13 protein-coding genes are annotated in these 15,769 nt (G+C 63.7%); 7 read left to right on the top strand and 6 right to left on the bottom strand.

Annotated features, from left to right (window positions below):
* Positions 1-81 precede the first annotated feature (81 nt).
* Genes M2432_RS20265 through M2432_RS20290 form a run of 6 tightly spaced genes read right to left on the bottom strand, consistent with a single transcriptional unit; the run spans position 82 to position 7,510 of the window.
* A complete protein-coding gene (locus M2432_RS20265) occupies positions 82-1,677 on the bottom strand; it encodes an MlaD family protein (RefSeq protein ID WP_280828628.1) in 1,596 nt (531 codons plus the stop codon).
* Entirely contained in the window at positions 1,677-2,864 is a 1,188-nt protein-coding gene (locus M2432_RS20270) for an MCE family protein (RefSeq protein ID WP_280828629.1), read from the bottom strand. Before M2432_RS20270 ends, M2432_RS20265 begins: the two co-directional genes overlap by 1 nt.
* Positions 2,861-4,201 (bottom strand): MCE family protein, encoded by a 1,341-nt coding sequence (locus M2432_RS20275; RefSeq protein ID WP_280828688.1) that lies wholly within the window; start codon positions 4,199-4,201, stop codon positions 2,861-2,863. Before M2432_RS20275 ends, M2432_RS20270 begins: the two co-directional genes overlap by 4 nt.
* A gap of 2 nt (positions 4,202-4,203) precedes the next feature.
* Entirely contained in the window at positions 4,204-5,280 is a 1,077-nt protein-coding gene (locus tag M2432_RS20280; RefSeq protein WP_280828630.1) for an MCE family protein, read from the bottom strand.
* Positions 5,265-6,293, bottom strand: coding sequence for an MlaD family protein (locus M2432_RS20285; protein ID WP_280828631.1), 1,029 nt, complete (start codon positions 6,291-6,293; stop codon positions 5,265-5,267). Before M2432_RS20285 ends, M2432_RS20280 begins: the two co-directional genes overlap by 16 nt.
* Complete coding sequence (locus M2432_RS20290; RefSeq protein WP_348536323.1) at positions 6,290-7,510, bottom strand: MCE family protein; 1,221 nt, start codon at positions 7,508-7,510, stop codon at positions 6,290-6,292. The genes M2432_RS20285 and M2432_RS20290 overlap by 4 nt, the downstream gene beginning before the upstream one ends.
* 410 nt (positions 7,511-7,920) lie before the next feature.
* On the opposite strand from M2432_RS20290, the gene M2432_RS20295 reads away from it, so the two are divergent.
* The 7 genes from M2432_RS20295 (at position 7,921) to M2432_RS20325 (ending at position 15,744) form a co-directional block, all read left to right on the top strand.
* Positions 7,921-9,507, top strand: coding sequence for an AMP-binding protein (locus M2432_RS20295; protein ID WP_280828689.1), 1,587 nt, complete (start codon positions 7,921-7,923; stop codon positions 9,505-9,507).
* A gap of 30 nt (positions 9,508-9,537) precedes the next feature.
* Positions 9,538-10,374, top strand: a complete 837-nt coding sequence (locus tag M2432_RS20300; protein ID WP_280828633.1) for a mycofactocin-coupled SDR family oxidoreductase — start codon at positions 9,538-9,540, stop codon at positions 10,372-10,374.
* A gap of 8 nt (positions 10,375-10,382) precedes the next feature.
* Positions 10,383-11,756, top strand: coding sequence for an alpha/beta hydrolase domain-containing protein (locus M2432_RS20305; protein ID WP_280828634.1), 1,374 nt, complete (start codon positions 10,383-10,385; stop codon positions 11,754-11,756).
* On the top strand, positions 11,753-12,817 hold the full coding sequence (locus M2432_RS20310; protein WP_280828635.1) for a phosphotransferase: 1,065 nt from the start codon (positions 11,753-11,755) through the stop codon (positions 12,815-12,817). Before M2432_RS20305 ends, M2432_RS20310 begins: the two co-directional genes overlap by 4 nt.
* Before the next feature lie 103 nt (positions 12,818-12,920).
* Positions 12,921-14,141, top strand: coding sequence for a CoA transferase (locus M2432_RS20315; RefSeq protein ID WP_280828636.1), 1,221 nt, complete (start codon positions 12,921-12,923; stop codon positions 14,139-14,141).
* Positions 14,138-14,557, top strand: coding sequence for an OB-fold domain-containing protein (locus M2432_RS20320; protein ID WP_280828637.1), 420 nt, complete (start codon positions 14,138-14,140; stop codon positions 14,555-14,557). The genes M2432_RS20315 and M2432_RS20320 overlap by 4 nt, the downstream gene beginning before the upstream one ends.
* Entirely contained in the window at positions 14,554-15,744 is a 1,191-nt protein-coding gene (locus M2432_RS20325) for a thiolase family protein (RefSeq protein ID WP_280828638.1), read from the top strand. The genes M2432_RS20320 and M2432_RS20325 overlap by 4 nt, the downstream gene beginning before the upstream one ends.
* Positions 15,745-15,769 lie beyond the last annotated feature (25 nt).

Here is a 15,769-nt window from a genome sequence, read left to right on the forward strand (position 1 = left end):
CAGAAAATTTACGGGTACTGGCCGACACATCGTTGACGATTGGCGTGTGCGCGGCGATGCGGCGCGGCGTGCATTCGTATCTCATTGTCGTTGAGGATCTTTCGGTACAGGTAGCAACAAATCTGTCCAATTACTTGCGGGTGCAGCTAAATTCGTCTGGGTGAGCGCGTTGCCTTGGGGATCGATGTAACGGCCGCTCTTCGGGTCGTATCTGACCACTGCGACCGATGGTCCGTGGGCGCCTTCGTGGTAGGCCGAGGGCGCCAACGTGGTGGTGTCAGGCGGTCGCGGCGTTGGTTGGGGCTCCGGTTGGTTGGATGATTGTGGGGGTGCTGTGGCTTCTGGCGGGCTTGGCTCCGGCGCCTGTGCCGGCTGCGGTGTCCCCTCCAACGGGCCGTAGATGCGTGCATCGGAGTTGGCGCGGCTATCGGGCGCAATGCCCTGGGAAATCAGATTGGGATCAAGCGGATACGGGCCCAGCGCATGTTGGCGCATCGCCAGCGGTTCGTAGGGCTGGTCGCTGTCGCATATCTGAACCGTTGGCGCTCGCTTGCCAGGTTTGCCTATACACGGATAGTTGCGCGCACCCCGCACTGAGATCGGAGAATCTTGGGGCAGTTTGCAATACAGATTGTCGGGCGTATCGACCTCGGAGGTGTCTTCGGGCGAGCGCCATTGAGACGGCGGTAGGAACCCGACGGTGCACACCGGCGGGTCGGAGATGCTGAAGGCGAACCCGCCCAGCGCGTGGCCAGAGGGGTTATTGGTCGGTGCGAACGAGCTGTAGGCCCCGACATACGGCGGGAGCAGCACCAGGAGTTGTTCGAGCGCAGGGTGATAGGTCAGCGCGATTTGGCCGATGGTGGTGAGGTTGGCCAGCAGTATGGGCAGGGTGGGTTTGATATGGGCCAGTAGTTGCTCGACCTCGTTGGCGAAGCCGGGTCCCCGGTGCAGCAGGCTTCGGATCTGGCTGTCGTCGTTGACGATTTGCCCGGTGACCGCGGACAGGTGGTGGGCCCAGCTGCGCAGCGAGTCGGCGCTGCGGGCTTGTGCGTCGATGAAAGGCTGCGCATCAGTGACGAGTGTGGCTGTGCGAGAGGCAGTTTTGTCTGCGTCGCTGGAGATCACGGATGCCGAGTCGAGCAACGAACCCAGATCGTATCCCGCTCCGCCGAACGCGCGTCCCGAGGCGTCGATGAGCCGGCCAAGGCTGGTTTCCGGGATGCTTTGTGTCAGCGCGCCGAGTTGGTCGAGGAGCGGGCCGACTTGTTGTGGCACCGATGTGTCGGCGCGGTGGATGATCGACCCGTCATGCAGATAGCTGCCCGAATCAGTGCGCGGGGTCAGCTCGAGGAATTGTTCGCCAACGGCTGACACGCTGTGGACGTCGGCGGTGACGTTCGCGGGGATCGGTGTGGAGGCGGCAAGTGAGAGTGTTGCTGTCGCGCCAGCGTCGGTGGGTTCGACGTCGGTGACTCTGCCGACTTGAACACCGCGGTAGGAGACGTTGCTGAAACGGTAGAGCCCGCCCGTCGATGGCAACTCGACGGTCACGTTAATCCGGCCGATACCAAGGAGTTCGGGAAAATCCAGGTAGCGCGCCGCGATGACGGTCATGGCAATCAGCGACGCGGCAGTGAAGATCGCGAGCTGGATACGGACGAATCGAGTCAGCATCAATGTGCCCCGGGGGTGGGCGTCGGCGCCGGATACGGCCCGGCGAAGACCGGCCCGTCGGGTGCTGCCGGGGTTGCCGGCGCCACGGGGGTGGTCAGAGGATTGTGGGTGTATTGCAGGTAATCGGGATCGCCGGGGGCAGGCACCTCGACTGCGTTCGGGTCGCCCCAGCGGGTGCCCAGGAAGATCGTGCGTTTGAGCCGGGGCACGGTCAGGTCGGCCAGGGCGAAGACGTTGAAATAGTCGCCGCGCAGCGCGCGATCAAGAAAGTTTTGGGTGAACGGGAATGTGGGCAGGTAGCCCAGCAGCAAGTCAAGGTCGGGCCCCACGTCGGCGAGCGCCTGGAGGGTGGGCGCGGCGTTCTGCAGATTCTTGACCAAATCGTCTTTGCTGTCGTTCACCAATGCTGTTGAGGTATTGCTTAATTCGCGCAGTTTGTCCAGTGCAGAGATCAACCGAGGCCGCTCTTTGATCAGGACATCAAGGGCCGGTGGGATATCCCGCAGCGCCGCTTCGATGGCGGGCCGCTGGGCCGCCAACTGAGAGGACAACCGGTTGATGGCCCCGATGCTGGCCACGATCTGGTCGCGTTGGTCGTTGATGACACCGACGAACCGGTTCAATCGTTCGAGCACGTCGCGGAATTCATTCTGATGGCCCGCCAGTGCGGCAGCTGCGGCGTGGATGATGTCTCCGGTGTGCCCTAGACCACCGGCGTTGATGACTGTTGACAGCGCAGACAGCGTCTCTTCGGTGCTGGGGTAGGTGGAATTGCGGTTCAAGGCCAGCGTGGCCCCCGGCAGAAGTCGGCCGCGCGCGGGCTCGCCCACCGGCGGCCCCAGTTCCAGGTGCATGGAGCCCAGCAGGCTGGTCTGGCCGATGCGTGCGACCGCGTTGGCCGGCACCACTGCGTCGGGTCGCATTGAGATCTGTACGTCGGCGTGCTTGCCCACCACCCGCATGGGCCCGATGCTGCCAACGACGACATTGTTGATCATCACCGGTGAATTAGATTCCAGCGTGGCGACATTGGCGATCTCGACGTGGTAGGTCAGCGAATCTGATCCGCTGCCCACCACACCGGGCAGCGGCACCGAATTCAGTCCCTGAAAAGCGCATCCCGTGCTGACGAGGGCAGTCGCCGCGCTCAGTACCCCAAGCTGTCGTGCCGCAGTGATGATCGTCATGGTGTGTCCGCTCCTTGCGGCGCAGGCGGCGCGGGGGGCCCGAGCGTGGTGTCGGGCAGCAACATGGTGGAGGCCGTGGCAGGCGGTGATGGCTGTGGCAGTGCCTCGTTGGGTCCGCTGTAGGCGGACACCGCTGGTGAGGTTTCCGGCGCCGGGGGCGCTGCTGCTGCGCCGGGTGCTAGGCGTGGGTCGGCGTAGGTGATCTTGTCCGGGGTGGCGCTGGAACCCAAGATTGGGTTCATCGGAAACGGAACGTAATTGGCGTTCAATAGCCGTAGCGCCGGCCCCAGATACTGGGTGCACAGTTTGGAGGTTTCGGAGGCGGTGACGTTGGAGACGCCGCCGATGGCACCACAGAGAAATTGGACAGGGTTGGAGATGCCGTTGAGGATGAACTGTCCGATGGGCCCGGGGGCGTTGGGGTTGTAGATGTTGTAGCCGTTGGCGAACGATGTCGGTGCGGCATGCAGGATGTTTTCGACATCGCTTCGGTGATTGACCAGGATCTGGGTGAGGGTGACCAGGCGCTGGATCTGTTCCGTGGTCTGATCGCGACTGCCTGCGACGAAGCGCTGTACCTTGCCGATGGCGTCGGGGAGCGCCTTGAGCATGGAATCGAGGTCCGAGCGGCTGTCGTCCAATACACCGGACAGTGTGGCTAGACGATCCTGGAATTGCACGATTTGTGTTGTGCTGTCGCGCATGGCGCTGAGGAACACTTGCAGGTTCTGGATTGTGGAGACGATATCGCCGCTACCCGATGCCAACACGCGGCCCACTGCAGAGAGCTGGGTGAGGGTCTGGCGCAGTTTGTCGCCGTTGCCGTCCATGGCGTTGGCCGCAGTATTGATGAACCGGCTTACCTGATTGTTCGACTCGGCAGCCGGGGGCGCGAGGCTGGTGGCCAGGCGCGAAAGCTGCGCTTTGACTTGATCCCATTCGATGGGAACTGCGGTGCGTTCCAAGGGGATTTGTGCGCCGATGGGTAGTGTGGCGGCCCGCTGGGCCGACTGATAGGCCGGTGCGAGTTGCACGTAGCGCGCCGCCACCAGGTTTTGCGCGACGATGATCGCTTTCGCATCGGCCCGGATCGGCAGATCACGGTCCACGGCCATGGTGATTTTGGCCTGCGCGGTTTGGGGTTCAATAGAGGTGATGGTGCCCACCTTGACTCCGGCTACGCGCACCTCGTCGCCGGGGTAGATCCCGGCGGCGCGTACGAAGTAGGCGACCAGTGTGCGCGGTGCGTACAGCGTGTTGTGCACGATGACGCCGGCAGCTCCGGCCAACACGATGATCAATAGCAGTGCCAACGCCGCGCGCCGACGTCCAGTCACGGTCACCGTGAGCCTCCCGGTATTCCATTGTGCGGCCACGGGAATATCGCGCGCGGCATGTTCGGGTCACCGGCGCGGAAGCCGAAGGCGTAGTCCAGGAACGGTTGAATCATTTCGGGGATCGCAAGATTGGGTATGTAGGCGTTGTAGAACGGTCCGTTGGACACCGTTTCGCCCGAGGAGTACTCGAATTTGCGCAGACCCGGCAGTGCCTTGTCCAGGTTGTCGCGGTTCTTTTCGAGCATCGCCGCGATATCGTTGAGCTGCTTGAGCGTTGGCGCGAGTTTGGCCTCGTTGTCGGCGACGAGACCAGAGAGTTGGTTAGCGACGGCGGTGGTGTTGGCGAACAGCTCGGCGATCTCGTCGCGGCGCTCGACGAGCGTGTGCAGGAGGACGTTTCCGTTGAGGATCAACGAATGGACGTCGTCGCTGCGTTGGGACAGTACCCCGGTGACATCGGCAGCGTTCTTCAGCAGCTCGTCCAAGTCGTCTCTGCGGTCGTTGAGGGCCCGAGAGATTCGGGTCAGGCCGTCGAACGTCGGACCCAGTTCTGGGGCGATCTGATCGAGGGTGCTCGACAGAGCATCCAGGGACTGATTGAGGGTATCGGTGTTCATGCCGGCGATGTTGGTGGTCAGATCATCGACCGCGTCGTTGAGCGAATAGGGCGATGAGGTGCGCGAGAGGGGGATGACGGCGTGCGGATCGAGGCGTCGCGGCCCGGCTGATTCCAGGGTCACCACCCGAGCGCCCAGCAGTGAGCCGGTCCGGATGCGCGCGGTGGTCAGCGAGCCCAGATGCACGGTGCCCTCGACGGCCAAAGTCACCAGCGCGGTGCCGTCGTCGAGCACGACATCGGTCACTGTGCCCACTTTGATGCCCGCCACGGTGACGTTGTTTCCCACGCTCAGTCCACCGGCTTCGGCGAATTGTGCTCGGTAATGCAACGTGGTTGCCCACGATGAGATTTGTTCCGGGCGTAGGCCGATGGCGATGATCAGTGCCATTAGTGTCACGCCGATGAACCCGGCCCGCGCCAGTTGCGCTCCGCGATATTTGAGCATCAGGGTTCCCCGCACCTTCCCTGGTCTTGTTTGATCCAGGGGAACACCGCGGTGCGTCCTTGCAGATCGGTGACGCGAAGTGACAGACCGCACAGGTAGTAGTTCACGAAACTGCCGTAGGACCCGACTCGGGCCAATTTGCGGAAGTTGTTGGGCGCCTTCTGCAGCGCCGCGTCGATCAACGATTTTTGCGAATCAACCAGCGGTGCAAGCCGATCGAGCTGCTCGACGGTCGCCGCCAGCGGCGGGCGCGCGGCGGTGAGCAGGTCGGTCAGTGAGGACGTGCCATGGTTGAGGGCATCGATGGCTGATCCGATGGGGTCGCGATCGGTGGCCAGGCCGTGCAGCAGCTTCTCAAAACGTTCGACGGCGTCAGCGAACTTCTCACCGTCTTTGCCCAAGGTGGCCAGTACCGAGTTGAGATTGGTGATCATTTCTTCGATGGCCTGATCATTGTCGGCCAGTGTGGTCGTGAACGACGAGGTCTGCGACAGCAGCGACTGCATCGTGTCGCCCTCGCCTTGGAAGATATTGAGTAGCGCAGAAGTCAACGCGTTCACATCGCGGGGGTCTAGGCCACGCAGAACAGGTTTGAGCCCGCCGAGCAGCATGTCCAGATCGAGCGCTGGTTTGGTGTGATCGGTGCCGATGGTCGCACCACGGGGCAGTAGCCGGGGTGAACCTGGCCCCTCGGTCAGCTCCAGGTAACGGTCGCCCACCAGGTTCAGGTAGCGCACCGCAGCGGTCGTGCCGGTCGTGAGCACCGCGGACTGGTCGGTGTCGAAAACGACCAGTGCCGTGTTGTCCGGACGCAAGGACACTGCATTCACCGTGCCCACTCGAACGCCGGCAATGCGCACCGAATCGCCGGCTTTGAGACTGGACGCATCGGTGAACAGGGCACGGTACCCGGCGGTCGCGCCGCCACGATAGTCACCGAAAATTAGGAACAGAAACACTGTCAGCGCCGTCATGACGGCGACGAACACACCGAATTTGATGAGCGTTGCGTGAGATCGCCGTGTCATCCGGGCTGTCCGATCTGGGCACTATTGCGCGGCGGTCCGTCGATCGGGCCAAAGAGCAGTTGCTTGAGTCCATCGGAGTTCAGCACGGGGCCCTGATTGCCGTATTGCGACGGATTGGCGCCGACGTCGCTGACCACGAACGGCGGAAAGGTGTTGTACTGCGCTGGAATTTGCCCCTTGCATTGGGGGCCGCCGGTGGCGGCCACCTTCGGCAGGTTCTGCGGATAGCGGTATCGCTCGACGCCGATACCCAAAGCCGCGGTCACGATCAGACCTGGCCAGGGTTCAGGTGGTGTCGTGGCCATAGGGATCATGCCGGTCAGTGTGCATTTGAGGGCCGGGCTGTATTCGTTGGTCAGGCCTGTGGTGGGTAACAGCAACCGCAATACTGTGGACAGCGCCTGACGGTTACCGCCCAGCACGTCGTTTCCGATCTGCCCCAGGCCGATCATGCTCACCAAGAACGCGTCCAGTTGCTGCTGCTCGTCAACAATCGAATGGCTCAGTGAGGTGGTGTGTTTGATGATGTCGACCAGATCGGGCGCCGCATCGGCGTAGGCGCCCGCGGCGGTCGGTGTCGACTGCAGATCGGCGCTGAAGGATCCAAGCGCCGGCTCGACGGTGGTCAGGAATCGGTCGAAATGAGCGATGGTCTGCCCGAGTTGCTCACCGCGGCCGCCAAAGCCCTCAGACAACCCGGTCAAGGCGGCGTTGAGATGTGCCGGATCAACATGCGTCAGAACAGAATTGAGCCGATCAAAAAGGGAGTTTGCTTCGACAGTCACGCTTTGGGCATCAAGGACCTGCCCGGCCTGAAGGCGTCGGGCGGAGGGGACCTCAGGTAAGGACAGTTCCACAGATTTGGCACCGAACACGGTGTTGGGCGCGATATCGACCTGTGCGTTGTAAGGAATCAGCGACATGCGCGTGGAATCGATGGCCAGCTGCAGGCGCGCCTGCCCGTCAGCGGTCTGGGTCACTTCGGTGACCGCACCGATCTCTGCACCGTGGAACTTCACTTTCGCGCCGGGATTCATCACCAGTCCGGCCCGCGTCGAGATCACCGTCACCGCCGTGGTCGAGGAGAAGGTGCCGTGAAACGCGCTGACCGCCAGCGCCAGGGCGACCCCGACGGTCACCATCATGCCCAGCCCGGCCAGTTGTCGCGTGTAGTGCTCAACGCCGAAATGCCGACCCGGCCGCGCACCAACGGGCACTGTTGAACTCGCGGTTTCACTCCGGTGGACCGGACCGGGCAGCACGTGGCGAGGCATCGTCTAGCTACGTATCAAGGCCAAGGAGCACCCGCCGCTCACGGTGCTCACCCACGTCTGCATCACGCCGCAACCCCTCTATGTGATTGACATCTCATTCCCGGTGACACGGGAACAATACACACGATTTACAACAACACCAATATGCCTTGTACGGAATCTGAGATTTCATCCAAACGAGAGTTATGTTCTCTGTCGAACTGGGATCATTGCGTCCAGACGTGGTCTAGTGTGGGCTTCCGTTGCACGTTCCGGTAGAGCCCCATTCTCGTGCCGGCGCGTGCGCCGATTTGTCAGAGAGGTCCATGCAGTCCATGCCGACTTTGCCGTCCAGCAACCCGCCACCCGGCACGATGCTGGGCCCGCCACCACCGGGATTTCCCGGCATCCGGGACATCCCGAACCATCTGCGCGCGTTCTACATCGCGCAGGGATGGTGGTCCAGCAAACCTCTGGGAAGGCTGATCGCGGACGGGTTGGCCGAAGCGGGCGGTCAGCCATTTCGCGTGCACTCCGCAGTGCGGCCGTACACCGCAACGATGCGCGACGTCGAAAATATTGCCCGCTGTCTTGCCGCGGGTCTGCAGCAGCGCGGTGTGGTCGCCGGCGATGTGGTGGCGTTCCAATTGCCCAACTGGATGGAAGCGGCGGCCGTGTTCTGGGCGTCAACATTTCTCGGAGCCGTGGTGGTACCGATTGTCCATTTCTACGCGTCCAAAGAACTGGGCTACATCCTGGCCAGCACCACACCGAAAGTCTTCATCACCGCTGCGGACTTCGGTCGGATGAGCTACGAACCGGCCCTAAGTGCGCAGGTCCCCATCGTCGGCGTGGTCGGCGTCAACTTCGACGAGCTGATCGCTGATCAACCACTGCGGCAGGTTGCCGACACCGACGCCGCCGCCCCTGCGTTGATCGCGTTCACCTCAGGGACCACACGAAACCCCAAGGGCGTCATCCACAGTCATCAGTCACTGGGCTTTGAGACGCGCCAACTGCTGGACAATCAGCCACCCAATACGGGGGCGCAACTGACCGCGTTGCCGGTGGGACATTTCATCGGGATGCTGGGCGCCTTCCTGCTGCCGGTGCTGGGCGGCGGCTCGGTCGATCTGCTCGATGTCTGGGACGCCGGTCACGTCCTGGATCTGATGGAAAGTCACGGTCTGGCCGTCGGCGGTGGACCGCCGTACTTCGTGACCAGCGTGATCGACCATGAACGTTTCCGCCCCGAACATCTGCCCTACATCAGCCACATCGGGCTCGGCGGCTCGACGGTGCCGACCGTCATCGCCCAGAGGCTGACCGATCTCGGTGTGACGGTCACCCGCTCCTACGGCAGCACCGAACATCCCTCCATCACCGGGTCGCCAGGCAACGCGCCGCAGGACAAACGTCTGTACACCGACGGATGTGCACGACGCGGAGTGGAGATCCGGCTGGCCGGCGACGGCGAAATCATCAGTCGCGGACCCGATTTGTGTCTGGGTTACACCGATCCGGCCCTGACCGCTGCGGCCTTCGACGAGGACGGCTGGTACCACACGGGCGATATCGGCCGTCTTGACGAGGACGGGTTCCTCACCATCACCGACCGCAAGTCCGACATCATCATCCGCGGCGGTGAGAACATCAGCGCCCTGGAAGTCGAAGAGATCTTGTTGACCCTGGCCGCTGTCGCCGAAGCCGTCGTCGTGGCCGCACCGGACAGGCGCCTAGGCGAGCACCCCGCGGCCGTAGTGCGTCTGCGCCCCGGCGCGGTGATGCCGACACTCGATGATGTCCGCACCCATTTCCGCGCTGCGGGCCTGGCCCGCCAGAAATGGCCCGAGGAACTCATCGCGGTGGACGACTTCCCCCGCACCGCCAGCGGAAAAATCCAAAAGTATCGCGTGCGCCAGCAGATGACGGCCCAAAACCACAGCACCACAACTAAGTAACCGACAAGATCGACGAAGAATCGAGTTCGCATGTCTGGACGTGTAGCAGGAAAAGTCGCATTCATATCCGGCGGCGCCCGCGGGCAAGGCCGCAGCCACGCGCTGCGACTGGCCCAGGAAGGCGCCGATATCATCACCGTCGACTTCTGCTCCCACATCGACGGGATGCCCGAACCCACCTCCACCGTCGAGGACCTAGCGCACACCGCCGACATGGTCAACAACCTCGGGCGGCGCATCGTCACCGCACAGGTGGACGTCCGCGACTACGCCGCACTCTCGGCGGCGGTCGATGACGGCGTGGCCCAGCTGGGGCGCCTGGACATCATCGTGGCCAACGCCGGAATCGGGACCGGCGGCGCGATGCTCGACGAAATGGATGAGGCCCGCTGGCAGGACACCATTGACGTCAACCTGACCGGCTGCTGGAAGACAGTCAAAGCCGGTGTCGCACACATCAAAGCGGGTGGGCGAGGCGGTTCGATCATTTTGACCAGTTCGGTCGGTGGCCTCAAGGCTTACCCGCACGTAGGGCACTACGTGTCGGCCAAACACGGTGTTGTTGGCCTCATGCGCACCTTCGCCGTTGAACTCGGACCGCACTCGATTCGGGTCAACTCGGTGCACCCCACCCACGTCAACACCCCCATGCTGATGAACGAGTCGACGTACACCTCCTTTCGTCCCGACCTGGCAAATCCCGGCCAGGACGACCTGATTCCGATCTGCCAAAACTTTCACCTGCTGCCCATCCCGTGGGTGCAGCCCGAAGACATCAGCAACGCCGTGCTGTTCTTGGCTTCGGACGAATCGCGCTACATCACTGGTGTTCCGCTAGCCATCGACGCGGGCAGTTGCCTGAAATAGAGACCTCGATGACCTACCCCGCTCGAGGACACCGAATCGATTCGACCGTCACGATGCTGCCCGGTCGCCCTGCGCAGAGCGCCACCGCCCCGCGCGTGTTCGACGGGCAGAAGGTGCCCGTGGTCGACGAGAACTACTACACCGAAACCGAATACCTGCTCGCCGGGTTAGCGGACACCTACCGCGGTCCGGTCACCGGGCCCATTACCGTCGACCGCGTCGACGTCGAGTACTGCACACGAATTGTGGTGCGACGTCCGGCCGACCCGCACCGCTTCTCCGGCCGGATACTGGTCGAGCCGTTCAACACCACCTTTGCCGAAGACCGCGACGCCCTGTGGGCGCAGGCCGGGGACCTGTTGCAAGACAACGGGGACGGCTGGATCGGAGTCAGCGTTCGCCAGCTATCGGTCGAGGCGCTGCGCCGCGCGGACACCGCGCGATACGCTGACCTCTCAATCGAGGGTAACGACCTTGTCTGGTCCATACTTTCTCATCTGGCAGTCCTGATCCGTCGGCACGAGCTGCTACCCGAAGTCCGCTACATCTACCTGGGCGGCTATTCCCAAAGTGCCCTAGACACAGCCACTTTCGCCACCCTGTTCGGCGCCACCGAACCTGGATGCCCACCGCTGTTCGACGGCTACCTCCCGGTCGCTCACGCCGCCAGTTTCACGGCGGTGTCCAGCGCAGACGGTTTGCCGTCCCGCGAAAATGCTGTCATGGCACCCGTGGGGGTGCCGGTGATCGACGTTCAACCTCAAAGCGACGTCGAAGGGTTCACCGCCGAATTTGGTCAGCATCAGCTCACGATCGCCGGATCGGCGTCGGTGCGTCGCGATGACAGCGACACACCAGCCGACCGATATCGGCTATACGAACTGCCCGGCGCCCCACACGCCCGCTGTGTCGACGGATGCGTCGGCGACGAATCAGACTTCCCCACAGCGGCGTTCGTGCGTGCCGCGCTACAGAGCCTGTGCCGATGGTCCGAGAGCAACATCGCTCCACCTCACGCCCCGCGGATCACTCTCAGCCAGCTGGGACCGGTGTCGGTGGCCGCCGTCGATGACCTCGGCAACCCTCTCGGCGGCATCCGGGCGCCCCAGCTGCAAGTTCCACTGGCCCGCTATACCGCCCACTCAACACCCGGGCCTTTGTGTGCCCTGGCCGGAGCAACAATCCCGTTGCCCCTGAACGTGCTTCGCGCCCGCTACGGCGACAGCACCGGATACCTCCAACAGTTCGGCGCCGCGCTCGCCGGCACCGTTGAGGCGGGATTTCTTCTCGTCGAAGATGTCTTCGCGCTGATGGTCGCAGCTGAAGCGGCAGCTCGCATCGCCTTCGACGCCGATCGCCGTTTGGAGTTGGATTCGCCATGAACGTTCCCGTACCCAGTACTCTGCACGAGGCCCTCTCTGCTGAGTGGATCACCGCTGCGCTACAGACCCGCTTTCCGGGCATACGCATTGTGGCCGTCACCCGCGGACTGACAGTGGACCGCATCACGACCAACGCCCTATTCACCATCGAGACCGCGCAGCCCGCTCCCGCGCAGCTACCGACCCAGATGTGCGTCAAAGGCTATTTCAACGACACCGGCCGGCCTATCTGCTTCGTGGGCGAACCCGAAGCAAGCTTCTACCGCGATGCGGTCGCGGCCACCGGCATTCGCAGCCTGCCGGTGCTGTGGGCCGACGTCGACCCGCAGACCCGTCACGGCGTGATTCTCAGCGCCGACATCACGGCTACGGGCGGCCAATTCCTCGATGCACACAGCCAATACAGTCCCAGCCAGGTCGCCGCCAGCCTCGAACAATTGGCGCAACTGCACGCCACCTCCTGGAATCTGCCTGCGTGGACCAACGTCGACTGGCTGGCCCCACGCCTCGGACGCACCTTGCAGGGTGACCGTCAAGCGATCAGCGCCGAGCGCATCGCCATCAACTTGACTGGCGACAATGGACAGGGCATCCCGCCGCGGTGGCGCGTTGCCGACCGCGTGATCAACTCCTACACCGCCCTCGTTGAGAATCTCCGGAACCACAGCGCGGCGGCCGGGTCTTGCGTCATCCACGGGGACGCCCACGCCGGAAATGTGTTCCTCGACAGTGAGGGCCAACCCGCCTTCACGGATTGGCAACTTGTGCAACGCGGAATGTGGTACCTGGACGTTGGCTACCACATCGGTTCCACACTCGATGTCGACGCGCGGCGCGCACACGAACGCGACCTGCTCACCCACTATCTGGATTGCCTGCGTCGCAATGGCGTCCGAGAGGTCCCCACCTTCAGCCAGGCCTGGGCACAGTTGTCCAAAGGAATCTTGCACGGCCTGTACCTGTGGGCGATCACCACCTACGTCGACCCGACGATCATCGCCGTCATGTTGCATCGGCTGGGAACTGCCGCCGATGACCACCATCAGGTCAGTGCGCCGTGACCGCGGCACGGCAACCCCGGGTAGCCCCACGACCGACTGGACAGATCATGAATTTGCCACTGATACAACGAGCATTGCCGTTGCACGCCAAGAGAACCGGCGCATGATGGCCCCGGGCGCCGACGCGTTCGAGGGCATCCGCGTCGTCGAATTAGCCCAGTGGGTGTTTGTTCCGGTGGCCGGAGCGCTGCTGGCCGACTGGGGTGCCGATGTCATCCGCGTCGAGCGGATCGATGGTGATCCCTACCGGGGCCTGGCGACGCAAGGGATCGGTTCGGACCGCGGGGGCATCAACTTATCGATGGCCCTGGCCAATCGTGGGAAACGTTCCTTGGCTGTCGATTTACACACCGACGAGGGTCTGGCGGTGTTGCATGACCTGCTGGCCTCCGCCGATGTGCTGCTGACCAGCTTGCGTCCCGGAGCGTTGCAGCGCCTGGGTCTGGATGCTGAGACCGTCAGGGAGCGCTACCCACAGTTGATCTACGCCCGCGGCCACGGCTACGGGGTCCGTGGACCCGATGCCGACCACCCCGGTTACGACAGTTCAGCGTTTTGGGCTCGCGGCGGTGTGGGCCACATTCTGACCCCCACCGACCGGGACTATCCGATCAGCCAGCGCGGCGCGATGGGTGATCGCAACGGCGCGATGTCGCTGGCGTTCGGCATCTCCGCGGCGCTGCTCAAACGGGCCCGCACGGGCGTCGGCTCGGTCGTGGATGTGTCCTTGCTGGCCACCGCCATGTGGATGTTGTCCTCCGATGTTCTGGCCGCGCTCAACGGTGGTGAGGTCACGCCGGTGGGTGGCCGCGGTGCTCACATCAACCCCCTCACCGGCACCTACCGCACTCGCGATGGCCGTCACATCCAATTGATGTTCCTGCAACCGGATCGGTACTGGCCGTCGTTCTGCGCCCTCATCGAGCGGCCAGATCTGTTGGCGGACCCGCGTTTTGCCGATATGGCCGCCCGGCGGGCCCACTGCGCCGAATTTGTTGCTGCGCTCGATGAGGTGTTCGCCGAGCGCACCCTGGCCCAATGGAAAGATCTTCTGTCGCATTTGGATGCGCCGTGGGCGCCGCTGCAGTCGATTCACGAGGTCATCACAGATCCGCAGGTGCTCGCCAACTCCTATGTCGGCGATGTGCAGTTGGACGACGGACGTGCCTACCGACTGCCGACCGTGCCAGTGCAGATCGATGAGCAGCCACCGGCGCTGCGTCGCGCCCCCGAACATGGCGAGCACACTGAGACGCTGCTGCTGGAACTGGGCTATGACTGGGAGCGCATCAGCGCACTGGCCTGTGCCGGGGTGATTCCGTGAGCGCGCCGCGGCCCGTGCCGGTGCCCGACGAGACCTCAGCGCCGTTCTGGGCCGCGGCCGCCGCACATCAGCTGGTGGTGGCGCAGTGCTCGCGATGCGGGGTACGGACCCTGCCCCCCGATGTGGTGTGCACGAGCTGCGGCAGTACCGAACCGGCCATGCGCTACACGCCGATCGACGGCCGCGCCATCATCAGATCCTGGACCGTGGTGCGCAAGGCATTGCTCCCAGGGTTCGCCGAGGATCTGCCGTTCGTGTTGGTGGACGCCGAACTCATCGAGGCACCCGGGCTGCGGATCATTGGACGCCTGCTTGATGGGCCGGATGCCGAGCTGAGGCTGGGCGCCGCGTTGGTGTGCGCGTTCGAAGACGTCACGGCCGGTGTGTCGATACCAGCATTCGAGCTGGCCCCATGAGCGTGGACGGCCCGCGCGCCGCAGTCATCGGATACGCCCACAGCGCCGTGCGCCGCGGCGGCGTCGCGCTGGGATCACTGGCCGTGCAGACGGCCCGCACCGCCATCGCCGACGCGGGCCTGCGCGTCGACCAGATCGACGGATTCGTCGGTTCGGCGCTGCTGCCCACCGCCGGCGCCCACGCGATCGTCGACGGCCTGAGCACCGTGTCCTCAGCGTGGCTGGCCCAACACCTGGGCGCCGACCCGCGCTATGTCGCCGGATTCGACGGTATCGGCCAACTCGTGGGATCAGTGGCCATGGCGGTCAACGCCATCGGCGCCGGCGCCGCCAACTATGTGGTAGTACACCGTGCTTTACACAACCCGGCGGGCACCTATCACGGCAACCCGATGCACCAAGCCCGGGGCCATCAGCAGTGGACCGCGCCCCAAGGGTTTTTCGGACCGCTGGCGATGATCGCCTTGCCGTACACCGAATACCTACAACGCTATGGCGCCCAACGGGAATCGATGGCCGCGGTGGTGGTTGAGGCCCGCAAGAACGGCGCCACGATTCCCTGGTCCTACTGGTATGGCAAGCCACTGTCGGCTCAGGACTACCTGAGCGCTGATCCGTTGTTCGACCCGGTCTGCCGATACGACTGCGACATCCCCGTCGATGGGGTGGCCACCTTCGTATTGACCTCCCCGCAGCGCGCCGCCGATGGCCCGCACCGGCCCGTCTACGTTGCCGGATACGCCAATTCAGCGCCACCGCGCGGCCGTATGCCCCAGCACTGGCCACTGGACGACATCATGGCCGGCGGCGCCCAGACCGTGAAAAGGCTCTGGGAAAACACCGGTTTGAGCATTGATCAGATCGACCTGCCCCAGCTCTACGACGGATTCTCCCCGCTGGTGTGGTTCTGGCTGGAGGCGCTGGGGATCTGCCCCGTCGGTCAAGCACATCACTTCGCCGCCACCGGCGGAATCAACGCTGACGACGCCGCGGCGATCCCGGCCCTCAGCGGCGGAGGCGCGCTGGGAAACGGTCGGATGCATGGGATTCCACAAATGCTGGAGTGCTATCTGCAACTGTCCGGCCGCGCCGGAGTGCGCCAGCGACCCGCTGTTGACACAGCGCTTGCGTGTCATTCCTCGCCGCACTACGGCGGTGCGGTCGCGTACACAATCCATCCCAAATAATAGTTGCAATGGTGTTTGAACAAGA

The sequence above is a fragment of the Mycobacterium sp. OTB74 genome (assembly GCF_029892685.1).
Lineage (GTDB): Bacteria > Actinomycetota > Actinomycetes > Mycobacteriales > Mycobacteriaceae > Mycobacterium.